The 23044-nt window shown below is 50.5% G+C and carries 25 protein-coding genes and 1 pseudogene; 16 read left to right on the forward strand and 10 right to left on the reverse strand.

Annotation, left to right across the window (positions count from 1 at the left end):
- Positions 1–221 precede the first annotated feature (221 nt).
- Positions 222–2586: pseudogene (locus tag ACVX3G_RS16505) on the reverse strand (nitric-oxide reductase large subunit).
- Between the two features lie 232 nt (positions 2587–2818).
- Here ACVX3G_RS16505 and ACVX3G_RS16510 point away from each other — a divergent pair.
- From ACVX3G_RS16510 to ACVX3G_RS16535, 6 genes are all read left to right on the forward strand, one after another.
- Positions 2819–3511 (forward strand): Crp/Fnr family transcriptional regulator, encoded by a 693-nt coding sequence (locus tag ACVX3G_RS16510; protein WP_011230259.1) that lies wholly within the window; start codon positions 2819–2821, stop codon positions 3509–3511.
- Positions 3512–3748: 237 nt separating this feature from the next.
- Positions 3749–3982: a DUF2249 domain-containing protein gene (locus tag ACVX3G_RS16515; RefSeq protein ID WP_021322551.1), complete on the forward strand. Its 234-nt coding sequence runs from the start codon at positions 3749–3751 to the stop codon at positions 3980–3982.
- 3 nt (positions 3983–3985) lie between these two features.
- Positions 3986–4195, forward strand: coding sequence for a DUF2249 domain-containing protein (locus ACVX3G_RS16520; protein ID WP_011230257.1), 210 nt, complete (start codon positions 3986–3988; stop codon positions 4193–4195).
- Positions 4192–5442 (forward strand): membrane protein, encoded by a 1251-nt coding sequence (locus ACVX3G_RS16525; RefSeq protein ID WP_020279206.1) that lies wholly within the window; start codon positions 4192–4194, stop codon positions 5440–5442. The genes ACVX3G_RS16520 and ACVX3G_RS16525 overlap by 4 nt, the downstream gene beginning before the upstream one ends.
- Before the next feature lie 22 nt (positions 5443–5464).
- Positions 5465–5767, forward strand: a complete 303-nt coding sequence (locus ACVX3G_RS16530; RefSeq protein ID WP_011230255.1) for a metal-sulfur cluster assembly factor — start codon at positions 5465–5467, stop codon at positions 5765–5767.
- A 192-nt stretch (positions 5768–5959) separates the two neighbouring features.
- Entirely contained in the window at positions 5960–6706 is a 747-nt protein-coding gene (locus tag ACVX3G_RS16535; RefSeq protein ID WP_020279205.1) for a Fic family protein, read from the forward strand.
- A gap of 97 nt (positions 6707–6803) precedes the next feature.
- Here the strand turns inward: ACVX3G_RS16535 and ACVX3G_RS16540 are convergent, their stop codons facing one another.
- The 4 genes from ACVX3G_RS16540 to ACVX3G_RS16555 all read right to left on the reverse strand — a co-directional run bounded on the left by ACVX3G_RS16540 (position 6804) and on the right by ACVX3G_RS16555 (position 10729).
- Positions 6804–7049 carry a hypothetical protein gene (locus tag ACVX3G_RS16540; RefSeq protein WP_011230253.1) on the reverse strand — a complete coding sequence of 82 codons (246 nt, stop codon included), beginning with the start codon at positions 7047–7049 and terminating at the stop codon, positions 6804–6806.
- Between the two features lie 222 nt (positions 7050–7271).
- Positions 7272–9398 carry a heavy metal translocating P-type ATPase gene (locus ACVX3G_RS16545; RefSeq protein ID WP_011230252.1) on the reverse strand — a complete coding sequence of 709 codons (2127 nt, stop codon included), beginning with the start codon at positions 9396–9398 and terminating at the stop codon, positions 7272–7274.
- A complete protein-coding gene (locus ACVX3G_RS16550; protein WP_011230251.1) occupies positions 9388–9759 on the reverse strand; it encodes an ArsR/SmtB family transcription factor in 372 nt (123 codons plus the stop codon). The genes ACVX3G_RS16545 and ACVX3G_RS16550 overlap by 11 nt, the downstream gene beginning before the upstream one ends.
- Positions 9760–9961: 202 nt before the next feature.
- Positions 9962–10729, reverse strand: a complete 768-nt coding sequence (locus tag ACVX3G_RS16555) for an alpha/beta fold hydrolase (protein WP_011230250.1) — start codon at positions 10727–10729, stop codon at positions 9962–9964.
- Between the two features lie 116 nt (positions 10730–10845).
- On the opposite strand from ACVX3G_RS16555, the gene ACVX3G_RS16560 reads away from it, so the two are divergent.
- The 4 genes from ACVX3G_RS16560 (at position 10846) to ACVX3G_RS16575 (ending at position 13395) form a co-directional block, all read left to right on the forward strand.
- Positions 10846–11652, forward strand: a complete 807-nt coding sequence (locus tag ACVX3G_RS16560) for a Cof-type HAD-IIB family hydrolase (protein WP_021322547.1) — start codon at positions 10846–10848, stop codon at positions 11650–11652.
- Positions 11653–11997: 345 nt separating this feature from the next.
- Positions 11998–12150: a hypothetical protein gene (locus ACVX3G_RS16565; protein WP_011230248.1), complete on the forward strand. Its 153-nt coding sequence runs from the start codon at positions 11998–12000 to the stop codon at positions 12148–12150.
- 2 nt (positions 12151–12152) lie between these two features.
- Positions 12153–12353: a DUF3813 domain-containing protein gene (locus ACVX3G_RS16570; protein ID WP_014195081.1), complete on the forward strand. Its 201-nt coding sequence runs from the start codon at positions 12153–12155 to the stop codon at positions 12351–12353.
- 178 nt (positions 12354–12531) lie between these two features.
- Positions 12532–13395 carry a DegV family protein gene (locus ACVX3G_RS16575; RefSeq protein ID WP_020279201.1) on the forward strand — a complete coding sequence of 288 codons (864 nt, stop codon included), beginning with the start codon at positions 12532–12534 and terminating at the stop codon, positions 13393–13395.
- A gap of 56 nt (positions 13396–13451) precedes the next feature.
- On the opposite strand, the gene ACVX3G_RS16580 is transcribed toward ACVX3G_RS16575, so the two are convergent.
- Positions 13452–14546 carry a Fic family protein gene (locus ACVX3G_RS16580; protein ID WP_011230246.1) on the reverse strand — a complete coding sequence of 365 codons (1095 nt, stop codon included), beginning with the start codon at positions 14544–14546 and terminating at the stop codon, positions 13452–13454.
- Between the two features lie 237 nt (positions 14547–14783).
- Between ACVX3G_RS16580 and ACVX3G_RS16585 the strand changes: the two genes are divergently transcribed.
- Positions 14784–14915 (forward strand): DUF3941 domain-containing protein, encoded by a 132-nt coding sequence (locus tag ACVX3G_RS16585; protein ID WP_008879040.1) that lies wholly within the window; start codon positions 14784–14786, stop codon positions 14913–14915.
- 202 nt (positions 14916–15117) lie between these two features.
- Positions 15118–15609 carry a YajQ family cyclic di-GMP-binding protein gene (locus ACVX3G_RS16590; protein WP_011230245.1) on the forward strand — a complete coding sequence of 164 codons (492 nt, stop codon included), beginning with the start codon at positions 15118–15120 and terminating at the stop codon, positions 15607–15609.
- Between the two features lie 321 nt (positions 15610–15930).
- Here ACVX3G_RS16590 and ACVX3G_RS16595 read toward each other — a convergent pair whose 3' ends face one another.
- From ACVX3G_RS16595 to ACVX3G_RS16605, 3 genes are read right to left on the reverse strand one after another with little or no spacing between them, the layout of a single operon-like run.
- On the reverse strand, positions 15931–16641 hold the full coding sequence (locus ACVX3G_RS16595) for a B3/B4 domain-containing protein (protein ID WP_011230244.1): 711 nt from the start codon (positions 16639–16641) through the stop codon (positions 15931–15933).
- A 19-nt stretch (positions 16642–16660) separates the two neighbouring features.
- Positions 16661–17302: a LysE family translocator gene (locus tag ACVX3G_RS16600; protein ID WP_014195068.1), complete on the reverse strand. Its 642-nt coding sequence runs from the start codon at positions 17300–17302 to the stop codon at positions 16661–16663.
- A 29-nt stretch (positions 17303–17331) separates the two neighbouring features.
- Entirely contained in the window at positions 17332–17940 is a 609-nt protein-coding gene (locus ACVX3G_RS16605; RefSeq protein WP_011230242.1) for an FMN-binding negative transcriptional regulator, read from the reverse strand.
- 119 nt (positions 17941–18059) lie between these two features.
- Here ACVX3G_RS16605 and pdxR point away from each other — a divergent pair, with 119 nt between their 5' ends.
- From pdxR to ACVX3G_RS16625, 4 genes are all read left to right on the forward strand, one after another.
- Positions 18060–19439: a MocR-like pyridoxine biosynthesis transcription factor PdxR gene (pdxR, locus tag ACVX3G_RS16610; RefSeq protein WP_011230241.1), complete on the forward strand. Its 1380-nt coding sequence runs from the start codon at positions 18060–18062 to the stop codon at positions 19437–19439.
- Between the two features lie 415 nt (positions 19440–19854).
- Complete coding sequence (locus ACVX3G_RS16615) at positions 19855–20580, forward strand: ABC transporter ATP-binding protein (RefSeq protein WP_011230240.1); 726 nt, start codon at positions 19855–19857, stop codon at positions 20578–20580.
- Positions 20581–20584: 4 nt separating this feature from the next.
- Complete coding sequence (locus ACVX3G_RS16620; RefSeq protein ID WP_223812640.1) at positions 20585–21364, forward strand: ABC transporter permease; 780 nt, start codon at positions 20585–20587, stop codon at positions 21362–21364.
- A 360-nt stretch (positions 21365–21724) separates the two neighbouring features.
- Complete coding sequence (locus ACVX3G_RS16625; RefSeq protein ID WP_011230237.1) at positions 21725–22228, forward strand: DUF1572 domain-containing protein; 504 nt, start codon at positions 21725–21727, stop codon at positions 22226–22228.
- Between the two features lie 124 nt (positions 22229–22352).
- Here the strand turns inward: ACVX3G_RS16625 and ACVX3G_RS16630 are convergent, their stop codons facing one another.
- Entirely contained in the window at positions 22353–22670 is a 318-nt protein-coding gene (locus ACVX3G_RS16630; protein ID WP_089135005.1) for a hypothetical protein, read from the reverse strand.
- Positions 22671–23044: the final 374 nt, after the last annotated feature.

Below are 23044 nucleotides of genomic sequence, written 5' to 3' on the forward strand. Positions count from 1 at the left end.
GCCATATGATCCAATGGAATGATATCGCTTGGCAACGTGAGGTGATCCACGGTACACTCTTCAAAAATATGATGATGTGTCATAAAAGAATCGCTCCTTTTTCGGTGATAGTGGTTTATGGTGACTCTATTCTGCCAGAAAACGAACGATTCTCTTCTATATTTCGTGTAAAAACGGGCTAATCCCAAAACGCATTCGCGTTTTGGGTCAGCCCGTTTTTGTTATTCTTCCTCCGCCAAATTCGCCACCGGCAGCTCTTCCCCCTTCGCCGTGCGTTGGTTTGCGCAAATGGAACATCGCTTTGATGGCAAAGACAAGCAAGGCGGCGACGCCGATCAAAAAGATCGTATCCGGAACAAAGCGGACAAGCAGCAAGTTTTGGACGATATCTTGTTGTAAGAACGAAGGTGAACGCGACGCCCAATAGCCATTGACAAACGCTTCCTTAATTTGCAAAATCCCGACCGGAAGCAGCGTGATGGCGATCATGCCGACCAATCCAATGTTTAACATCCAGCATGAGAACTTCAGCCATTTGTCATTCCACGCCTCTGGTTTGACAATGTTGCGCAGCGAGTAAAGGAGCACGGCGATCGCAAACATGCCATACACGCCCATCATCGCTCCGTGGCCGTGAGCCGGCGTTAAGAATTGCCCGTGTTCAAAGTAGCTGACCGCCGGCAAGTTGATCAGAAAGCCGAGCACCCCTGCGCCGACCAAGTTCCAGATCGCTGTGGAGATCAAGAACCAGAATGTGGCCTTATACGGGAAGTTGACCCCGCCGTCGCGCATCATTTTATATTGTTCGTACGCTTCTAAAATAAGGAGCGTAAGCGGAATGACCTCGAGCGCCGAGAACACCGCGCCAAGAGCGATCCATACTTCCGGCGAACCGTTGTAATAATAGTGGTGGCCGATGCCGATCACACCGCTGCCCAATAAAATCGTAAATTGGAAGTAGAGCGCTCTGACCGTCGATTTTTTCGTCACCAATCTCATTTGTACGAGCAAGAACCCGATGACGACAACAGCAAACACCTCGAAAATGCCTTCCACCCATAAGTGGATGATCCACCAGCGCCAGAAGTCAGCCATCGTAAAGTTCGTATCCGGCTCGATAAAGAACGCGAAGATGTAAAAGAACGGAACGGCGATGGCCGAATAAAACAGCAAGTGGATGAGCCCGCCTTTGTCGCTTTCTTGCTTCAGCCCGCGTTTGACGCCGCGGAAGACGATGACCAGCCAAAGCAGCATGCCCACGACTAAAATGATTTGCCAAACGCGGCCTAGCTCAATGTATTCCCAACCTTGGTGGCCAAACAGGAACCATTCGTTTCCTAAATAGCCGTTGACGCCGAGCCATTGGCCGATCATGCTGCCGCCGACAAGGACGACAAGCGCCCAGAAGAGCAAATCAACAAGCAACCCTTGCTTTTTCGGTTCTTGCCCACCGACAAGCGGGGCGATGAAAATCCCCATGCCAAGCCATGCGGTCGCAATCCAGAAAATCGCCAGCTGCAAATGATACCCTTTGGCGATGTTAAACGGCAATAGGTCATGGATCCATTTGATGCCAAAGAAGCTGTCTGGTTCTGTATAGTAGTGGGCGAGCAGCGCCCCGAACATCGTTTGGACGAAAAAGAGCGCCGATACAACGACGAAATATTTGCCCGCTTTCACTTGCGACGGAGTCAGCGGCTGCCGCCGCAAATCGATGACTGGAAACTTCCCTTCTGCATACGCTTCTTGCATGCTTAACTGATAGCGGTGGAACACATACAAAATGATCCCGATGAACAAAATCAAAATCGTGACGCTCGCGCCGCTCCACCATACCGCGGAAAACGACATCGTATTGCCGGCGTCCTCATAGTACGGCCAGTTGTTCGTATAGGTGATGTGGTCGCCAAGTCTTGGCGTGCTTGACAGCCAAGCGGTCCAGAAGAAAAAGTCGGCAATTTGCTTGATTTGGTCGCCGTCCGCGACCCAAGCACGGCCTGATTTTGGCATGTCGCTTTCTTTGATCAATCCTTTTTTCAATCCCCAACCATCGCCATTGGTGAACACGTCGCGGTAATAGTCGCGCACTTTTTCCAACCCGTATACTTGCGCATCTGTCAGGACGAGAACATCCGTAACCGGGTTGTAGCGATTTTTTCGCATTTCCTTGATGACTTGTTCGCGGATGATCGTTTTCTCATCGGCGGTTAAATCGGCAAACGGTTTGTGATACCGCTCTTTTGCTTTGTAATCTTGCATGCCTTCCGTATAAATTTTCAACGCTTCCGCCGTATAGTCCGGCCCCATATACGACCCATGCCCAAGCACGGTTCCGTAATCCATCAGCCCGTATTTTTGGAAGACGGCCTGCCCGCCGATGATCGTTTCTTTCGTCATCAACACTTGGCCGTCTTCACTGCGCACTTCCTTCGGCCTCGGCGCCATTTCTTTAAAAATCCAATATCCGCCGACAAGCAGGACGGTAAAGCTGATCACAATAGTGAAAATGAGAATCGATTTGAGAAAACTGTTGGTCGTTTGCCGCCCCGGCCGCATGTTGGGGCGAACGGATCGATGAACTTCCATATGAGCCAACCTCCTTCTCGTTTGTTCGCCCCCATTGTAGCGCGCTGATCGTTCGGCGGTTTGTGAGCCGGGGCAAATGTCCGTTATGATTTATATCACAGCTTTATGGCGTGAGAATGTATACAATGAAGGCAGAAAAGGCCAAACGGCGCGGATGTTCAAAAAGAGAAAAGCATCGATGCTCTGTTGACAGCCGCCACACTTTTGTCACATTTCCAAAGGAGAGAACGCCATGGCGAACCATTGGATGAAAGACCGCTTAAAAGCTGTTCCGTTGTTTCGTGAACTGTCCGATTACGAGCTTGATTCGCTGGTTGCCATTTCCCACGTGCGCGTTTACAAGCCGCGGACGTTTGTCTTTATGCAAGGCGACCCGCTCGAGCGAGTCTATTTCATTCATTCCGGCACGGTAAAAATTTATAAAACGGACTTCAGCGGGAAAGAACAAATCGTTTCGATTTTGCAGACGGGAGAAATGTTTCCGCATGCCGGCTTTTTCTTAAAAGGCACCTATCCGGCCCACGCCGAAGTGGTCGAGGAAGCGACATTGATCGCGATCCCGATCCACGATTTCGAACAAGTGCTGATGGCGAGCCCTGAACTTTGCATAAAACTGTTTCGCGTCATGGGCGAAAAAATCGTTGATTTGCAAAACCGGCTCGAAGCGCAAGTGCTCCATAATACGTACGAACAAATCGTGTTGCTTTTGTTGCGGCTGACGCGCACGAACGCCGTCAAACAAGGGAAGTGGCACCGCCTCACCGCCCATGTGACAAACCGCGAGCTGGCCAACATGATCGGCACCGCCCGGGAAACGGTGAGCCGCACGTTGAGCCAACTGAAACGGAAAGGGCTGATTGACGTCGACGAACACGGCTTTTATTTGATTGACCGCGAAGGGCTCGAACAAGAAATCTTTTTCTAACTCCTTTTTCCCCATCGTCCGGCACCGGTCGGGATGCGCAATGGAGCTGATGGGGTTTCCTTTCAAACATTTCGGCAAGCCCATCTTTCTGGAACATGCTATTCCGCCCTTTCAAACGAAAACGAAACCTTTTTTCCAAAGTGGAATATGTCATGTTTCGGCCGAAAGATGTGAGCTATATCACAACATTCCACAGTGAAAATGATTATCATGATAGTCAAAAAGGAGGGAAAGCGCATGGGTGTGACGATTGAACTCGATGTACGCGAAGATTTGCGGCAAAAGCGGGAACCGTTTGAAAAAATTATGAACGCCATCAAGCCGCTGCAGCCGGGCGATACGTTCATTTTACACGCCCCGTTCAAGCCGTTGCCGTTGTTTCCAATTATGAAAGCAAAAGGATTTGCGTACGAAGTGGAACAAATCGAAAAAAAACATTGGAAAGTAACGTTTGTGAAGCAGGGGGGATGACCGATGATCCTCGATAACCGCGGACTCGAGCCGCCGCAGCCGATGATGCGGACGCTAGCCGCCCTCGCCAAACTCAACCAAGGCGAAACGTTGACGATCATCAACGACCGCCGCCCGATGTTTTTGTACGAGCAGCTTGACGAGCTTGGCTACCGGCACGAGACGGTCGCACGTGAAGACGGCAGTTTTGAAATCCGCATTACGAAAGGATGAGCAACGTGTTTCCTACTCGCACGGGGACGGAAACAGACGTCCGTCTTCCGTTCTCGTTTATCATGTTCGCCGTGTTGGCGTTCGCCGCGTCGCAGCTTATGTTGCTTGGAGCGATTCCCTCACTTAGCAGCGGCGCGTTCCGGCTGCCGTTCGTGTGGGCGGCGGCCCACCTGGCGTTGCTTGGCTTTGCATTGATGACGGCCATGGGGGCGATGTACCAGCTCGTTCCGGTCGCCTTTTTGACGCCGATTTGGAGCGAGCGGCTCGGTTTTTGGCAGTTTGCGATCACCGCTCTCGGCATCGTCGCCTTTGCCGCCAGTTTAGCGTTTACGCCAAACCAGGCGTTTCTCCCTGGCTTGCTTCTGCTGTTCGGCATCGTGCTGTTTGTCTGGCAAATGGCGATGACATTAAAACAACAAAAAAACAAAACGATCATGACGCTGTTTGTCGCGACTTCCTTGTTGTTTTTGCTGCTGACGGGCGCCGCCGGAGGGCTGCTTGCCTTTCACTTTTTCGCCGCCACAGGCGCCAACAGTCATGAAACGGTGTTCGGCTTGCATGTGCTGTTCGGGCTGTGCGGCTGGTTCACACTGCTCATCATAGGCTTTTCGTACAAAATGGCGCCGATGTTCTCGCTCGCCCACGGCTTTTCGCTGCGGCCGGCGCGTTACGTCTATGCGCTGTACATCAGCGGGATTGCTGTGGCGTTCGCCAGCTTATTCTTGCGAAGCCACGCATGGCTTGCAGCCGGTGCAGCCTTGCTCATGAGCGGATTCGTTGTTTTCGCCTGGCATATCCGCGCCATTTTGCAAAAGCGGATGAAAAAAACGCTTGACCGCCCGTTCCGCTTTTCGCTTTCGGCCATCGTCATCGGCCTTGTGCTGCACGTTGCCGCCTTTGTCGCCATCGTCGTCGGCAGCGGACGGCTGCTTGGCATCATTGTTTATCTATTCATTGTCGGCTGGATTCTCTTCAGCATCGTCGGCTATTTGTTCAAAATCGTGCCGTTTTTATGGTGGACGCATCGCTACAGCGAAAAAGTCGGCCAACAAAACGTGCCGACGTTAAAACAAATGATGAATGAGCGAGCCGTCACCGTCCAATGCCGCCTATGGCTCATCGCCCTCGCGCTGGCGGCCGTTGCGCTTGCTGTCGCGAGCGTGCCGCTGTTCGCCATCACTCAAGTGCTGTTGGCTGGATTAAGCGTTGCCTTTGCCGGAACGATTTTAACGGTCTTCCGAAAATAAGCGAATGAGGAGGAAAAGAACGATGGATGTCCGCGAACTTGCCATTCAACAGCTGAAAACGGTCCTTGATCCGGAGCTCGGCATTAACGTCGTCGATTTAGGGTTGATTTATGACTTAAAAATCGAAGATGGGCATATCAATGTCCTGATGACGCTCACGACCCCCGGCTGCCCGCTTCACGACTCGATCGCCGGCGGCGTCAAACGGGCGCTTGAGCACATTGACGGCATCCGTGACGTGCGCGTCCAAGTGACATGGAACCCGCCATGGACGCCGGAGCGAATGAGCGAAGAAGCGCTCCGGCAGCTTGGGCATTTTTCTTGAAACACTCCACTTTTTCCATCCCCTTTTCGCCGTTCGCCCGTGTTGGGCGGGCGGTTGTTTCATTGTTCTGCAACTGCTGAACACTCCCCGCCCTTTATTTTTGTATCATATAGAAAAAACGAGAGCCATCGCTTGGCTATTTAAAGGAAAAACGAATCGAGGCCGCGAATCATATACCAAGAGGTGAGAGCGATGTTTGCCAAAATCGACGAGCTGAAACAACGGTTGGATGCGTTGCGCCCTTTGCCTCCAGGGTTGGTGAAAAACTTGCGGGAATCATTTCGGATCGAATGGACGTACCATTCGAACGCCATCGAAGGCAATACGTTAACCTTGCTGGAAACAAAGCTAGTCATAGAAGAAGGGATTACCATTGGCGGGAAACGGCTTAAGGAACATTTGGAAGCTATTAACCATGCGGAGGCGATTGACTTTATTGAAGAGTTAGTCGCAAACAAAGAACATTTGACTGAGCACGTGTTGAAACAGGTCCATTATTTAGTATTAAAGAGCATTGACAATGAAAATGCCGGGAAATATCGAACATACAATGTGCGCATTTCCGGCAGCTCGTACACCCCCCCTCACTTTTTGCATATACAAGATGAAATGAATCGATTGTTTTCTTGGTATGAAACGAATCAACATGCTCTTCATCCAATCGAACTGGCGGCTCGTTTCCATTTTCAGCTCGTATACATTCATCCATTTGCTGACGGAAACGGACGAACCGCCCGCTTAATGATGAATTTCATTTTAATGCAGCATGGCTATCCGCCCGCTATTGTGAAAGCAAACCCGGAACAGCGCCGGAAGTATTACGAAGCGTTGGAAAAAGCGAGCGTCAAAGGTGAGGTCACTCCGTTCATTCAACTGATCGCCGCATGTGTCGAAGAAAGCTTGCGCCATTACTTGTACGCTTTAGGGATGGAGGATTAACAACAGAGCGCAAACAAAACGACACGGAACAACGGGCATTTCCGTGTCGTTTGTTTTTCTCCTCCATGAGACCCGCCTCCGGTTGGCGTTTGATCGGCTATTCAAGCAACACGTTCCACAACCATGCCATCAAAGGAACGATGACAAAAAAGGCGAAGGCGATGTATCCGACATATCGAATCCACCGGGGAAATCCTCGCCAATCGAGGGCTTCCCGCTTCATCGCCCCTCCCGCGGCGATCCGATCCAACTCTTCGGCCGGCGAAAACACCCGGTCATCCATCCGTTGAATCTCTTCTGTCCGTTGCGTTTCATGCCTCTCTTCTTTTCGAGATCCCTTCATGACGCCCCTCTTCCCCACGATTTTCATGAACAGACCAAAACGATGGTTCCATCCAACAGCCGCTATCCCCAAACATTCAACCTAATCAGCTGTGATGTTTTCCTCTTCATTATACCGTCTCTCATCGTCAGAAAGCACCCATATTTTCCACGCATTTCATGAGAGAGGACAAATGCACTTCTTCTAAGTGGGACGATGTATCTCGCTGCCCGCAGCCCCGTCTCATTCCTTCACCCGCAATAGGCGCATGCTGTTGAGTGTCACTAGCAGCGTCGCGCCCATATCGGCGAACACCGCGAGCCAAAGGGTGAGCCAGCCCGGGACGGCGGCCACGAGTGCCAGCACTTTAAGCCCTAAGGCGACGGCGATGTTTTGCCGGATGACGGCAAGCGTTCGGCGCCCAAGGTGGACGGTGTACGGCAGCTGGCGCAAATCGTCGGCCATGAGCACAACATCGGCTGTTTCCAAGGCGGCATCCGTCCCCGCCCCGCCCATCGCCACACCGATATCGGCCGCGGCCAAGGCAGGGGCGTCATTCACCCCGTCGCCGACCATGGCGGTCATGCCGCAACGTTCTTTCAGCTCGCGGATCGCCGCCAGCTTCTGTTCCGGAAGGAGCTCGGCGCGAATATCGGATACGCCCGCTTGACGGCCGATGGCCTGTGCGGTTTGCTCGTGGTCGCCCGTCACCATCACCACTTCCGCCACCCCAAGGCGCCGCAGCGCGGCGACCGTTTCCGGGGCGGACGGCCGCAGTTGATCGGCCGCGGCGACAAGCCCCAACAGCCGATCGGCCGTGCCGACGGCCATCACGGTTTTTCCTTCGTCCCGAAAGGCAGAGATTTGCTTTTCCGCTTCATCGGGCAACTTCCCGATCCAACTGGTGAACAAAGCGGGGCTGCCGATATAGTACGTGTTCCCCGCAATCACCGCCTTCACTCCTTGGCCGGTGAGCGATTGAAACTCCTCGACGGCCACATCAAGAAACGGTGCTCCCTCTTCTTCCGCTTTGCGGACGATGGCAGAAGCCAAAGGGTGCTGCGACCGTTTTTCGATGGCGGCGGCGATGGCCAACAGCTGCTCACGTGTTCCTTCATACACGACGACATCGGTCACGGCTGGTTTCCCTTTCGTCAACGTCCCGGTTTTATCAAAGGCAACGGCACGCAGCCGGCCGATTTGTTCGAGATGCACGCCGCCTTTGATGAGCACGCCGCGCCGAGCCGCGTTTCCGATGGCCGTCACAATCGCCACCGGGGTGGAGATGACGAGCGCGCACGGGCAGCCGATGACAAGAACGGCAAGACCGCGGTAAATCCAATCAAGCCACTCCCCGCCCATCACGAGCGGCGGAACGATGGCGATCAGAAGCGCGGTCACGATAATAAACGGCGTATAATAGCGAGCAAACCGGTCGACGAACGCTTGCGACGGCGCCCGCTCCGCTTGCGCCTCTTCTACAAGATCAATCATTTTCGCCAATGTCGTTTCATCCGCCCGCTTTGTCACTTCAACTTCGAGGAATCCTTCTCCATTCAGCGTCCCGGCAAACACTGCATCCCCCACTGCTTTTTCCACCGGCAGACTTTCGCCGGTGATCGCCGCTTCATTCACTGTGGAGGCGCCGCTTATGACAATGCCGTCCAAAGCGATTTTTCCACCCGGCTTGACGATCATGACATCCCCGACGCGAACGTCTTCGACCGGAACGGTCACCTCCTCCGCACCGCGCCGAATCGTCGCTGCAGCGGGCGCCATCTCCATCAACGAGGCGATCGACCGCCGTGCTCGATCCATCGAGTAGCTCTCGAGCGCTTCGCTGATGGCAAATAAAATGACAACGACTGCTCCCTCTTGCCATTCGCCGATCGCCGCCGCACCGAGAATAGCGATCGTCATTAATGTTTTCATATCAAACTGCCAGCGGGCCAGATTCCGGAGCCCCGTCCAGAACAGGGAGTAGCCGCCGATCACGATCGCCGCCAAATACATCGCAATCGCCAGCATCCCCTTGTCCGCCGCATCGGCCGCAATGCCAATCAGAAGCAATACAGCAGAGACAAGGACGTTCCTGTTCTCTTTCTTCTTCCAAAACGGCTCCCGCCGGATGGTGCGCTCGCGTTCTTCACGAATTTTCAGGCGTTCAAACGCTCCCGCTTGTTCAAGCTCATCAATCGTCGCCTCGCCCCAAACGGTGAGCTTGGCGGCGCCGAAATTCACTTTCGCCTCTTTCACGCCGGGCAAGGATTTCACGTTTTGCTCAAACTTAGCTGCGCAGTTTGTGCACGTCAGTCCTTGCACGCGGTATGTTTTGGCCTCGAGCCGATCTAATGTTTGTTCATTCCCCACGGCCGTCCCCCTCTTTCCGATGGGCGAGCGCGACAAGCAGCAGCTCGCGAATATGGTCGTCATCCAGTGAATAAAAGGCGAGTTTTCCCTCTTTCCGATATTTCACGATGCCTTGTTTGTACAAGATGCGCAAATGATGCGATGTCGTCGCCACCGTCGCACCAATGACGTTCGCTAGGTCACAGACGCACAACTCCTCTTCACCGCAAAGCGCATACACGATCTTCGCCCGATTTTCGTCGGCAAGCGCCTTGAAAAACGGCACGATCGCGGCAATGTTTTCATCACGAAGCCGCCGCTGAACCCGCTCGACCTTCTCTTCGTCATAACAGTAAACGTCGCACACATCATGACGGTGCATTCCTTCTCGCTCCTTGTCAATATTCAAATATTCGTTTGAATATAGAATAGCATATCTCCCCCTTATATTCAAATATTCATTTGAATAAAAAATGTGTTCAAACGAAAAATCCGCCTTTTTTGTTTTTAAAAGGCGGATTCCCTCTTGTGAAGCACGCTTTAGCTGACCACAAACATGTTCGTTTCCTCATTGCCGATTTTGCTTACACATGCTCGCGAAACCAGCGCACCGTCTCCAAAAACGCTTCACGCGTCACTTTATGGCCGGCGTGCGGGTCAGCGATGAATTGCAGCCGGTCTTCGTTTCCTTCATAAAGTGGTTTAATTTGCTTGTAAAACTCATATGTATAAGCATACGGGACGACTTGGTCGGCTTTCCCGTGCCAGATGAACAGCGGCCGGCCGTCGAGTTTTTCCGGCTGCTTGGATAAATCGTAGCGGGCGAGCTTTTCTTTTTCGAGCGCAAGCAGCGTCGGCGGCAGCGGAATGTCGATTTGGCGCCGCTTTCCTTCTTCAATCATCTCATCAAAAAAGGCGCTGTAGTTCGGGCAGCCCATGAGCGCCACCGCCGCCCTCACCCACGGATAGACGGCGAGCGCGCCGAACGTGACGATTCCGCCCATCGATGTCCCAGCGAGCCCAATCCGTTCTCGGTCAGCCAGCCCGCGGCTTACAAGGTCGTTTTTCATCTCCTCGATTTCGGTGATCGTGCGCACAACAATGTCCCAAAACGACAGCTGCAATTTCCGTTCGCTCAAGCCTTCGTCCCGTTCACCGTGAAACAGCGCGTCGGGAAGCACAGCGCGGTAGCCCGCCTCGGCGAGCAAGTAGCCGAAATGCAAATTATGTTCTTTGGCGCTCGTAAAGCCGTGGATAAAGAAAATCAGCGGCAGCCGTTCGTCCCGCTTTTCCGGCTTGACAACGTGAAGAACCGGCACGCCGGCCAACTGTTCCTGTTCAATGATCACCATGGTTGCACAAACCCCTTTTCTTTTTCCATCGCTGTATAGTTTACCATATGGACAGCGATTTTGGAAAAGAGTTACACTATGTAGTGTAAAGAATAACGAGGGCAAAGGAGTCGGACATGAAGCCGTATTTAATCGCGTTGGATTTGGATGGAACGTTGCTCAAAGAGGATAAAACGATTTCTCCATTTACCAAAGACGTCATCCGCCGCGCCATCGACGCCGGCCATTTTGTTGTCATCGCCACCGGCCGCCCGTACCGGGCAAGCTCCATGTACTACGAAGAACTTGGCCTTGCAACGCCGATCGTCAATTTCAACGGCGCGTTTGTCCACCATCCGCGCCAGCCGTCGTGGGGCATGCACCATTACCCGCTGCCGCTTGCGATCGTCAAAGACATTGTTGAAATCAGCGAATCCTATGGAATCAAGAATATGATGGCCGAAGTGTTAGACGATGTCTATTTCCACCAACATGACGAGGTGTTGCTTGACATCGTCCGCCTTGGCAACCCGACCGTGGAAATCGGTGATTTGCGCCGCTCGCTCGGCAAAGATCCGACGAGCGTGCTCGTGTACACGGACGATGATCATATCGAGCGGATTCAATCACACTTAGCGAATGTATACGCCAACGTCATCCACCAACGGCGCTGGAGCGAACCGTGGCATGTCATTGAAATCATCCGCCATGGCGTCCATAAGGCTGCAGGCTTAAAACAAGTCGCCGACTATTTTGGCATCCCAAGGGAGCGCGTCATTGCTTTTGGCGATGAAGACAACGACCTCGAGATGATCGACTGGGCCGGTCTCGGTGTTGCGATGGGCAACGCCATCGAACCGTTGAAAACCATTGCCGACGATGTGGCAAAAACCAATGAAGAAGACGGCGTCGGTGTATATTTGCAGGATTTGCTTCGTTTGTAGTTTCCATCGCGGCGGCTTCCGAGCCGCCTTTTTTGGCGCCGTCGATTAAGATGGATGAAAAAGCGCGTTTCTCCAAAATGTTCATGAACAGAAAAAAGAACTGTTTCGATGCTGCTCCGTTGGCGAACGCTTTGCTGGAGCGTTTTCCGCGTTCCATCACCAGCCTTATCTGCTTCCTACAATCTAAACGCTGGCTGATGCTTCTCTTTTCGCCTTGCTCCAACCGCCTCGCCGCTTTGTAGAGCGACTTGTGTTGTAACGAATTTCCTTACTACTGTTCCCCCCGTGCGGTTACACTATACGTGACGCAACGCGCGTCTTCATATTTTAAAGGGGGAATCCGTCATGGGCAAACGAAACAAATCGAAGCGTTTCGTCCAACAAAGCGTCGATGCGGTTGAACGGCATGACAAGCGAATCCCTTATCATTTAACGTACGCCGAGGCGGAAGCGCGCAAAGCGGAAAAAGCGATGGAAACGTCGCTTGGAGGAGCGTAGCGATGGGCAACCGCCTGTTCCAAGAGGCGCGCAAAGCGGTCGCGCAGGCCAAACAAGCGGCTAACGGCGAAATCGACATGAACGTCGACCGCGCCATTGCCATCGCCAAAAACGCCTTGTCATCTGCCTATGCGCATTCCAACACGGCGGAAAAAGCGCAGTTGCGTCAATTTCAAGCCGAGCTTGATGAGCTCACCCACTAAACGGCTGCGGTTTCCCGCAGCTGTTTCTTTCGCCCGCTCGAGATTTTCCATTGTATTCCGTCCGAAAAACCGCTACACTAAGAGAAGATAATGAATCGCTGTTCACCGGCCAAAATCGTCCGTTCATTCGATGCGGCTATACTATATTCATTTTTGTTCACAAAAAGGGGGACGAACCATGCCCATTCAAATCATCACCGACAGCGGAGCCGATTTGCCGCAGTCGTACATCCGCGAGCATCAAATCGCCTTTTTGCCGCTTGTCGTTCATTGGAACGGCCAAGATTACGAAGACGGCATCACGATCGAGCCGAAGCAAGTATATGACGCCATGCGCCAAGGGCATACGGTGAAAACGGCACAGCCAAGCCCACTGGCGATGAAGGAGCTGTTTTTGCCGTATGCCAAAGAAAACCGGCCATGCCTTTACATTGCCTTTTCATCGAAATTATCCGGTACATACCAAACGGCGATGGCCGTCCGCAGCGAGCTGCTTGATGAATATCCGGAATTTCGCCTGACGATCATCGACTCGAAATGTGCCTCTCTTGGCCAAGGGCTCGCCGTCATGAAGGCAGTCGAGCTGGCGAAACAAAACACACCGTACAACTTGCTTTGTGAAACGATCGAGGCGTATTGCCGCCATATGGAACACATTTTCACCGTTGACAACTTGGATTACTTGGCGCGCGGCGGCCGCATCAGTAAAGCCGCCGCGGCGTTCGGCGGGCTGCTGAACATTAAACCGCTTCTCCATGTCGAAGACGGGGCGCTTATTCCGCTCGAAAAATGGCGCGGGCGAAAAAAAGTGTTAAAGCGCATGGTCGAGTTGATGGGCGAGCGCGGCGACGATCTGCAAAAGCAAACGATCGGCATCAGCCATGCCGATGACGAAGAAACCGCCTTGGAGCTGAAACAAATGATCGAAGAAACGCACGGCTGCACGCGCTTTTTCCTCTCCGACATCGGCAGCGCCATCGGCGCACACGCCGGACCGGGGACGATTGCCCTCTTTTTTCTGAACAAATATATTGAGATCTGACGCCTTTCCCGCCGGACAAAACACGGGCGCCTGCACAACACAGGCGCCTGTCCTCATCACCGAAGTTGATCAAGAAGGTTGTAGTAGTAGTACGTTTTGGACCGCATCCGGCCATCCGAGAAAATGAGTTGCTGTTCCTCAAACCGATTCAAATAGCGCCGAACCGTCGCTTCCGGCAAACCGGTCAACTCCGCCATCATGTTCGCGGTAAAAATCGGGTGCTGGAACATGACATTGACAACGGTTCGAATATTATGGCTGTTCACAAGCGCACTTGCCTTTTCCAAATCCTCTTCATACAAATCGTTTACTTTTTGAATCAATCGAACATTTTGTTTCGCTTGTAAATGGACGCATTGCAAGAAAAACTGAATCCATTGCGTCCAGTCGCCTTTGTAGCGGGTATCATTCAAATAGCGGTAATACTTGTGCTTATCCCGTTCAAGCACATCGCTGACAAAAAAGTTCGGGTAATCGATGACACCCTTACTATACAAATAGAGCGGAATCAAAATTCTTCCAATCCGACCGTTTCCGTCCAGAAACGGATGAATCGTTTCGAACTGCGCATGAATTATGGCTACTCTCACTAATTCATCATAATCATCGTTCGGTTCATGAATGTATTTCTCTAAATTTGACATATACTCATTGACAAGATGCGGCTCCGGAGGAATGTAAGCGGCTGTTTCAATCGTGCATCCTTCCGGACCGAGGAAATTTTGCACCCTTCGGAATTCCCCTGGCGACCGATGGGATCCGCGTACATCGTTTGACAACAAAATTCGATGCAACTGCTTAAACAACCGAGTCGAAATCGGGATCTCTTTCAGCGCATCCATCCCTGCCACTAATGCTTCATAATAGTTTAATGCTTCTCGCACATCGCTGTTCGCTTTTCTGCTTTGTGCTTCAGTCTCCATCACTTCATCCAATGTCACTTGTGTCCCTTCAATTTTCGTCGACTGCACCGCCTCCTTCAGCATGATCGGCCTGAGCAGAAATCGCGGATGCAGCTTTGAATGCCGCAGCATCGTTTGATACTCAACCATCGCCTTATTCGCTTCGATCAATTCGCGAAGAAAACGCATTTGATTCACGACATCTTCGCTAAGAGGAAGCTTGAAGGGGACAAACGGTTTTCGTTTCATTTTTCATTCCCCTTTACGAACATTTTAGATAAAAAATGATCGTTAAACACCTATATCTACCCTATTACAAACATTTATCTCTATTTTTGTACTTAATTATACTCTGAAGCGAACCATTTGTTAAGAAAAATTCTCAATTTATCTTTCCACAAACTACCTTCCCCTATTTCCATATAGTTCATTTCCATTTACCGCATACTAATGATGGACGATCGAAACAAAAGGAGGGGGCTGCCGATGCCAAACACAAGCGACAATGACAAAAAAGCGCGCGACAACCAAGCGAAGCGCCATGAGAAAAACATGATGCGCGAGAAAAACCGCGAAGCCGGGAAGTTCGCGTATTCGAAGAAGACGGATCATTTGTGAGCAAAATGACAAAAAAGGCGGCCGAAACACCGCCTTTTTCACATTGTTCCCCCTGCATCAAGTCCCGCTTTCAGCATGGTGCTACATGCCGGCCTCTTCCGGATAAAGGACGAAACTAACCTTCTTGCCCCTTTGATCATTGTTGTCTTTCCTCCCACCTTTTTCTATAATGAAAGTACATCACACGCCCGGGAGGTCACGTATGTCGAAAGAAAGTTCGTTTGATATCGTATCCAAAGTCGATTTGTCGGAAGTGGCGAACGCCATTAACATCGCCATGAAAGAAATCAAAACGCGCTACGACTTCAAAGGAAGCAAAAGCGACATTTCGCTCGAGAAAGACGAGCTCGTTCTCATCTCCGACGACGAGTTTAAGCTTGAGCAGCTGAAAGATGTGCTCATCGGCAAGCTCATTAAACGCGGGGTGGCGACGAAAAACATCCAATACGGCAAAATCGAGCCGGCCGCAGGCGGCACAGTGCGCCAGCGCGCCAAGCTTGTCCAAGGGATCGACAAAGAAAACGCGAAAAAAATCACCACGATCATCAAGAACACCGGCTTGAAAGTGAAAAGCCAAGTGCAAGATGACCAAATTCGCGTCAGCGGCAAAAGCAAAGACGACTTGCAAAAGGTGATCGCCGCCATTCGCGAAGCGGATTTGCCGATTGAGGTGCAGTTTGTGAATTATCGATAAGCGGATGAGGCAAGCCTCCATCCGCTTTTTGTTTTACAAGCAGAACGATAGAAAATTTGAAGGAGAAGCCAGCTGGCAAGCTCCCTATAATTCTTATAGCAAGAAAAAAACAGCTCATCTTTTGGGAAAAGCGAGCGCATGATATCAGGTACTGAAGTAAGCAGGCGGCCTCTACATGCTAACCACCGCCCAACGAGCACACCAAACACAATGAAGGCGAGTGCCATGTCGACAATCGGCTCGGCGAGTCGCATCGCTTCTCCTTCCCCACCGGAGCGGCCAAGCGCCGCAGCAATTAAAGCAAGACGGATAAAATGGTCCTTAATCCGTTATCGATATTTCTGGATGGTGAATATCCACGATGTGCGTCTTCACTGTGCCCCCGAGATGACGGCGTATGGAGGAAGCCAATTCTTCCAGCGCTTGGTAAAGAACCTCATTCCTTGTTTCATCAATCGATTCGATGCAAAGGAAGGCGTGCTTCGTCTGTTCGGTGAGCATCGTTCGTTGGGCTTCCCGCCAATTCCAGCAGCGGCATATGGCGCCCACGTCATCTTTATACACGATTTCTCCTTCATACGGCGGGTCGTTTTCCTCGCCTCCCAACGGGATGAACGGTTCATGACCATCCGCCAGCGCCAGCCGGATGTCGCCGACAAACGTGTCGATATCCTCCCCTCCGCATGGAAGCCCGTAACGCAATGAAACAGAATTATAAATATCCACAAGCGGGTTGATCGTTCGGATGTGCTGACCGTTTTTCACTCGTTTCAGCAGCGCTTCAACCGAACAACGCGCCCCTTTTTTCGTTTTGAATCGCCGAAACGCCTCTCGCCAAACAACGATGACGGGGTTGCGGCTCAATTCTTCAAACTCCAGGAATTTCCGCGCCTCTTTCTCCGCCTCTCGCAGCATTTGTTCGTAAACGCTGGCATTCTTGATGCCGTTGTCAATCCCTTGGGCAACGACCACACCGATTTTGGCGTGGGGAAATATGGCCCAAACATCGTCTTCAACAACAAAACGTGTCATCATCCACTCCTCCATTCTCTTACGGTTTTGAAGGGCTCGCCAAGGCGGAGAATAGTCCTAACAAGATATAGCAACAGCCCGCCACCCGGTTCATCACCTTCATGCTTCCTTTCTTGGCAGCCAGCCGTTTGCGGATGCCCGCGGCCAACATGGCGTACAAGCTGTCATTTAGCAAGGCGAGAACAACAAATATCGCCCCTAAAAGCAAAAATTGACCAGCCACCAATCCAGCAGAAGGCGAAATAAATTGCGGAAAAAAGGCAAGAAAAAAGAGCGCTGTTTTTGGATTGGTCACTTCGACAAATAGAGATTCGTAAAACACTTGCGCCAATGTTTTCTCCTTGGCCTTCGTGTTCGGGATTTCCTCATCCTTGGTGGAAGCAAAAAATAACGTTTTGCCTCCCAAATAGATAAGATAAACGGCTCCTAAATATTTGATCATCGTAAAGGCAGCCGCCGATGTCATCAAAATCGCGGAAACGCCCACGGCTCCAAGGACAACATGGACAGCGCCACCCAATGCCACGCCAAACACCGCTACAACTCCTGCTTTCGTTCCTTGACCGATGCTTCTAGACACAATGTACAATACCGCCGGTCCGGGGACGATGAGCAGTGCCGCGGCTGCCACTATAAACACACCGATCGTCGAAAGCCCCATCCTCACATCTCACTCCTTCATTTTCTATTTCACTGCTGTTGCTTTTTCATCAGGGAAGCGATTCGCTTTTCGTTTTCAAATGGCATTTGCTCGAGTTGCTTGATGATCCGTTCTTGTCGGTATGCAGGATGATTTTGGCTTAACTTGGCTTTTCCCTCGATTCGCTTGATGATGATTTTGAAGGCTTGAATTCCTTTGTTCATGCCGGACAGCATCCCGGCATCGACCTCTGACAGCTGGTAACGGCTGCCCGGCGCTTCGTATTTTTCTACCATATCGTGCAGCGACTGCATGATTTCTTCTTCATCGTCGATCAACTCCACGTTCCCGTACACATGGACATTCACATAATTCCATGTTGGCACCGCCTGGTTCGTTTCATACCAGGAAGGAGAAATATAACAATGCGGACCGTGGAAAATCGCCAAGACCGTCTGACGTTGAATGTCGTTCCATTGCGGATTAGAACGGGCAAAATGGCCGTACAAACACGTTTTCTCCCGATCGAGCAACAGCGGCAAATGGGTAGCAAACAGCTCCCCTTGATGCATCGACACCAAGGTGGCAAAACTGTTCTCCTCGATCACCTCATAGACGACAGACATATCGTTGATGGCAAAATGCTTCGGAATATACATCAGTCCTCTCCCCCATCTTTTCAATTACAGCATTCCATTCTTCACAATGTATAATATAATCAAAACTGACATAAAAAAAGTGACAATAACAAAAAAATAAACATGTCAGGAGGATGAACATGAAGACGATCATTTTTGACTTGAAGGACGGCTCGCCTAAATACAAGCAAATCTACGAAAAATTGAAATCATTGATTGAACAAGGCGACATTCAAGCCAATGAGCCGCTACCTTCCATTCGCCAACTCGCCGAATCATTGAATGTCAGCCGGAACACAACTTTAATGGCTTACGAACAGCTGGTAGCGGAAGGATATATTCGCGCGGAAAAACGAAAAGGGTATTTTGCCAATGAAGTGGAACCTCTTTTCATTCCAAAAGCCCGCATTTCTGCACGCCAATCGGCAAGGGAAGCAGCAACGTCCGTTGTTGTCGATTTTCGCGCCGATACCGTCGATGCCGATCATTTTCCCGTTAAAGCATGGAGAAGAATTTCCAATCAAGTATTGACGGCCAAAGGATGTTTCCGCTATGGGGATCCGTTTGGGGAATTATGCTTGCGCAAGCAAATCGCCATCTACCTTCTCGAATCCCGCGGGGTGATCACAGAGCCAAACGCCATCATCATCGGAAGCAGCACGCAGCAAATGCTTCTCTCCCTTGGCTATATTCTAAAAGATGAATTCAACAGCGTGATCGTCGAAGACCCTGGTTATGACGGCGCCAGAGAAGCGTTTTTGTTTCACCGCTTTCAGCTGGAAACGGTGCCTGTTTCCGAAACCGTCATCGATCTTTCACCGCTCGAGAACAGGCGATCGCGGCTCATCTATGTCACCCCTTCACATCAAAGCCCGATGGGAGTCAGCATGCCGATCCAGCAACGGCACAGGCTCATTCAATGGGTGAACAACGTCGATGGCTATATTATCGAGGACGATTACGACAGCGAATTCCGTTACACGCAAAAGCCGTTTCCTGCTCTTGCTTCCATTGATTCCACAAAAGTCATTTATCTGGGCAATTTCTCAAAATCGTTTCTGCCTGGGATTCGCTTAAGCTACATGGTGTTGCCGCCGTCGCTTTTGTACCGTTATCAGCAGCAGTTTCGCCTTTTCGAAAGCACTGCGTCCATCCTCAGCCAATTGGCGATGGCCAAATTTATGGAGGAGGGGGAATGGGGCCGCCATATTAAACGCATGCGCCTCGTGTACAAACGAAAAATGGAGCATTTAACATCACTACTGCGAAAAGCATTTGGGGATATGATCTCCATTATTGGCGAACAGTCCGGTTTATACGTGTTAATCAAAGTTCATTCCGATTGTTCAGAAGAACAGCTACTTCAACGCGCCCTATCGTGTGGGGTAAAAGTGTATCCCACTTCGCGCTATTTTGTGAACCAACGGCCAGACCGACCCATGATCAAGCTCGGTTTTAGCGGCTTGTCGCTCGAGGATATTGAGCTTGGAGTAAAACTGCTCAAAAAAGCATGGTGTTGACGACGACTTCACGGAAAACGCCCCTCTTTTTACACAAGCTCACGGAATCCCTGTCTTGGCGTGTATTTTTGATCGGTTTCTAATGTCACGTTAATTTTAAATATTTACATTTTTTTGTTTTTTTGTATAATACACTAAAGGGGAAAGAGAATATGGGTGGAAAAAATCATAGACCATTTAATATGTGGTGCAAAATTGATATAGCTATTGAACTTTCCACCAGTATTTCTACAGAGCTTTTCTATCGACTGGAAGGACATGGTTCTCTTACTGTGGTCCCTCCTATTCCAACAAGTGACGACATACTAAAACATGCTCCGTCTCAAGTCCCAGCGAGTTGGTAATAATCCTTTCGGGTGGTCCTCAAGATTTTTCAAGACCACCCTAGCTTATTAAATGGAAAGGGTAGAAAAAAATGATTGCCGTGCAAGACGTAAACAAAATCTATCCGCCAAACCGCCAAGTATTACATAATGTTTCCCTTGAACTGGTTGAAGGGGATCGACTTATTCTTTTAGGGCCGAATGGAGCCGGAAAAACTACTTTAATAAGATGCATCATCGGGCTTACTGCACCAGACAGCGGCAGCATCTATGTCAATGGAGTAGATGTTGTCCGCCATCCAGATGAAGCGCGCGAGTCGATTGCGGTCGTATTTGAAGAAGCTGACAACTCCTATTCTTATTTAACTGTTTTGGAAAATCTCTTATACTTCGGCTTGCTGAACAAATGGAGTCGTGCTGAAGCAAAACGAAGAGCCGAACGAATGATGGCCGTGTTGAATCTAACCCCATACGCTGAGCGTCTTACCCAAACCCTTTCACGTGGGATGAAACAAAAACTGGCATTTGCGATCGCCTTAATGAAAGGAGCGCCGTTTTTGTTCCTTGATGAGCCAACTCTTGGCCTTGATGTTGAGTCGCAACATCATATCCGAACCATGTTAACGGAAGAAAACCAATGGTGGAAAGCCGTTCTCATCACCACCCACGACATTCCTTTTGCCCACGCCGTTGGAAATAAGTTTGTCTTTATTCAAGGCGGAAAAATCGTTTGGAGCGGCACGAAAGAACATTTTTCAACTCCAGCCGACCTTGAAACTCATTTTTTGGCCGCTATTCGTTCCAACCTATCCGTCTAAGGAGGTGAGTCGGTTGCCCCTGCAAATCTTGAATGTAGTATTGGCTTCCTTTTTGAAAAAAAGGGCAGAGTATCGTCGGTATTGGTTCGATTTTACCGTTGGCCTTATCATTAAATTTGTCTTTTTTCTCGGTACGCTGTACGCAAGCCCGATACAAACCGGAAAGGAAGCGACGCTCAAACTGTTCGGTTTCAGCCTTTGGTACTTAAGCGCTCATTTGATCTCAAAGCTCGGCAACACGGTGATCGAGGAAGCGTATCTCGGCACGGCAGAGCAGGTACTTTCCACCAAGACTCCCCCATGGCAAGTTTTAATGGGCGTAGTGATCGCGGAAATCGCATTATCATCCGTGTGGGTAGTGCTCTTTTTCATCTGTGCGGCTTTGATGATTGGATTTTCCGAAATTCTCTCGGGAATATTATCCATGATAACGGAGATCGTCGTATTTGGCGGCGTAAGCCTAATCGGGATGACGGGAATCGGTGTGTTCATTTTAGGACTGTCCCTTCGCTTAAAACAAGTCGGAGCCGTTACCGAGGTGCTGCTTTATTATTTATTAATCTTCTCAGGTTTTTTTCTATCTTCAAATTTATTGCCGACAGCGTTTCATATTCTCAACTACTTTTCTCCCCTTTCTTGGGCCGTGCAAGGAGTGAATGAAGGATGGCCCGTATTCTTTCCTGCTCTCGGCATCTCGCTATTATGGCTGGCCATGGGCTCATTGGTCTTGAAGCAACAATGGCATTGGGCGAGAAAAAACGGAAAAATCGGAAGCTACGTATAAAAGAGCGGACGTTATCCCTCACATTTCGCACCCTTTCGGCGAAAATCGAGAGGATGTTTTCGCGACCATGCCGAATGCATCTTCGACAATCAAGGAAAGCAAAGGAGGTTTCATAACACGGACGTCTTGCACGAAGGGGACTCTCTTTATTACAACGCCGCCTGCGAACATCAATTTATGAACACAGGCAACGAAGAGTGCCGCTATGATCTGATTATTCACTCGCCTGCTTCGAAAACATGACCCATAGTCATGTCCGCCCAAGGCGTTGCTTTTTTTGCTTTTTGCCGTCACATAGAAAGAAATCACAGCATCGACGGCGAATAAAAGAGATGGCATTTCTTTGACGGAGGTGTGTGAATGAACATCGGCCAAGAATATTTGCGAGTGGTGCGCGCACGCTTTGTTGACATGAAAAAGACCGCCGAACGGGCTATGGACCAATGTTCGGAGGAACAGCTGTTCCATTGCTTTCATGAGGAGGCCAACAGCATCGCCATCATTGTCAAACATATGAGCGGAAATATGGTGTCGCGCTGGACAGACTTTTTGTCGTCGGATGGGGAAAAACCGGACCGAAACCGCGATGATGAGTTTATCAACGACTTCCATACGCGCAAAGAAGTGCTGGCTTGCTGGGAAAAGGGGTGGTCTGCTTTCTTTCAGACGCTGAACGAACTGCAAGAAACGGATTTGTTGCGGACAGTCACGATCCGCGGCGAACCCCATTCCGTCATCGAAGCCATTGAGCGGCAAATGTACCATTATTCGTATCATATCGGGCAAATCGTCTATATCGCGAAACAGCTGAACGCAAACAACTGGAAAACACTGACCATACCAAGAAATCGAAAAACAACATAAGCAGCTTCTGATTCGAATGATCATGCAAACGCCATCCGCCCCTCAGAACCGTCAGTCGATAAAGGCGGATGGCTTTTTTTTGCAGCTTGGCGTTTCTCTACAATCATACCGATCTAAATCGTGGTCATCGTCTGGAAAGTTTCACAATGCCGACCAACAAACAAACCATCCCCACTCCCCACGCCAGCCCCGCCTTGCCAAGAAGGAGGGAGATTTCTTCAGATGCCTGCACATGGGTAAGATCAAAGGAAATCGCCTTCAGCGCAAATGAAACAGCCAGAGACAGCAACAAGAAATGGGCCAATATCCACAGAAACGCCCGCCCCTCTCGATTCCTTCGCCAAAGAAAAACGATTGTCGCAACCGCGATCAACATCACAACCGAAAAGCCGCCGATGAGCATATCCATCACATTTTCTTCCATAGGCAAATGATTGGGCAACGTTCCCACCTCCTCTTTTTCATCATATCATGTCTTTCTATTCTTCTTCCCTGCGTCCGATCCCTTCTTGTATGTGAAGCCGCCCATGGGCTTCTTCGTTCCCGCGCGCTAGGGAAGCGGCGCAACCCTTTACGCAAACGCCAAGCAGGCGCCCATCTCCCTATTGCAGAGGGCGGCGCCTGCTCTGATTGTATAGATGCAATGTAAAGCTTTAACACTTTTCGTTTTTACCGGTCATTGCATCCGATTGTCGAGTGACCGAACAACGCCGCTTCCAGACCCATGAATGGGTCTGTGAAGCGAGTCGTTGTTCGGTCTTCCGTCACGCTAAAGCGTGACGGAGGCAAGCCTGTGGCTTGCCTTCGACAGTCAAA

This window comes from Geobacillus sp. PLS 41, assembly GCF_056494105.1.

Coding starts and splice junctions, on each gene's coding strand:
- ACVX3G_RS16575 (WP_020279201.1), top strand. CDS start 12,532: ATGCCCATTCAAATCATCACCGACAGCGGAGCCGATTTGCCGCAGTCG.
- ACVX3G_RS16560 (WP_021322547.1), top strand. CDS start 10,846: ATGAAGCCGTATTTAATCGCGTTGGATTTGGATGGAACGTTGCTCAAA.
- ACVX3G_RS16510 (WP_011230259.1), top strand. CDS start 2,819: ATGGCGAACCATTGGATGAAAGACCGCTTAAAAGCTGTTCCGTTGTTT.
- pdxR (WP_011230241.1), top strand. CDS start 18,060: ATGAAGACGATCATTTTTGACTTGAAGGACGGCTCGCCTAAATACAAG.
- ACVX3G_RS16585 (WP_008879040.1), top strand. CDS start 14,784: ATGCCAAACACAAGCGACAATGACAAAAAAGCGCGCGACAACCAAGCG.
- ACVX3G_RS16515 (WP_021322551.1), top strand. CDS start 3,749: ATGGGTGTGACGATTGAACTCGATGTACGCGAAGATTTGCGGCAAAAG.
- ACVX3G_RS16590 (WP_011230245.1), top strand. CDS start 15,118: ATGTCGAAAGAAAGTTCGTTTGATATCGTATCCAAAGTCGATTTGTCG.
- ACVX3G_RS16530 (WP_011230255.1), top strand. CDS start 5,465: ATGGATGTCCGCGAACTTGCCATTCAACAGCTGAAAACGGTCCTTGAT.
- ACVX3G_RS16525 (WP_020279206.1), top strand. CDS start 4,192: ATGAGCAACGTGTTTCCTACTCGCACGGGGACGGAAACAGACGTCCGT.
- ACVX3G_RS16600 (WP_014195068.1), bottom strand. CDS start 17,302: ATGGGGCTTTCGACGATCGGTGTGTTTATAGTGGCAGCCGCGGCACTG.
- ACVX3G_RS16565 (WP_011230248.1), top strand. CDS start 11,998: ATGGGCAAACGAAACAAATCGAAGCGTTTCGTCCAACAAAGCGTCGAT.
- ACVX3G_RS16540 (WP_011230253.1), bottom strand. CDS start 7,049: ATGAAGGGATCTCGAAAAGAAGAGAGGCATGAAACGCAACGGACAGAA.
- ACVX3G_RS16605 (WP_011230242.1), bottom strand. CDS start 17,940: ATGTATATTCCGAAGCATTTTGCCATCAACGATATGTCTGTCGTCTAT.
- ACVX3G_RS16570 (WP_014195081.1), top strand. CDS start 12,153: ATGGGCAACCGCCTGTTCCAAGAGGCGCGCAAAGCGGTCGCGCAGGCC.
- ACVX3G_RS16625 (WP_011230237.1), top strand. CDS start 21,725: ATGAACATCGGCCAAGAATATTTGCGAGTGGTGCGCGCACGCTTTGTT.
- ACVX3G_RS16615 (WP_011230240.1), top strand. CDS start 19,855: ATGATTGCCGTGCAAGACGTAAACAAAATCTATCCGCCAAACCGCCAA.
- ACVX3G_RS16550 (WP_011230251.1), bottom strand. CDS start 9,759: ATGCACCGTCATGATGTGTGCGACGTTTACTGTTATGACGAAGAGAAG.
- ACVX3G_RS16595 (WP_011230244.1), bottom strand. CDS start 16,641: ATGACACGTTTTGTTGTTGAAGACGATGTTTGGGCCATATTTCCCCAC.
- ACVX3G_RS16535 (WP_020279205.1), top strand. CDS start 5,960: ATGTTTGCCAAAATCGACGAGCTGAAACAACGGTTGGATGCGTTGCGC.
- ACVX3G_RS16520 (WP_011230257.1), top strand. CDS start 3,986: ATGATCCTCGATAACCGCGGACTCGAGCCGCCGCAGCCGATGATGCGG.
- ACVX3G_RS16555 (WP_011230250.1), bottom strand. CDS start 10,729: ATGGTGATCATTGAACAGGAACAGTTGGCCGGCGTGCCGGTTCTTCAC.
- ACVX3G_RS16580 (WP_011230246.1), bottom strand. CDS start 14,546: ATGAAACGAAAACCGTTTGTCCCCTTCAAGCTTCCTCTTAGCGAAGAT.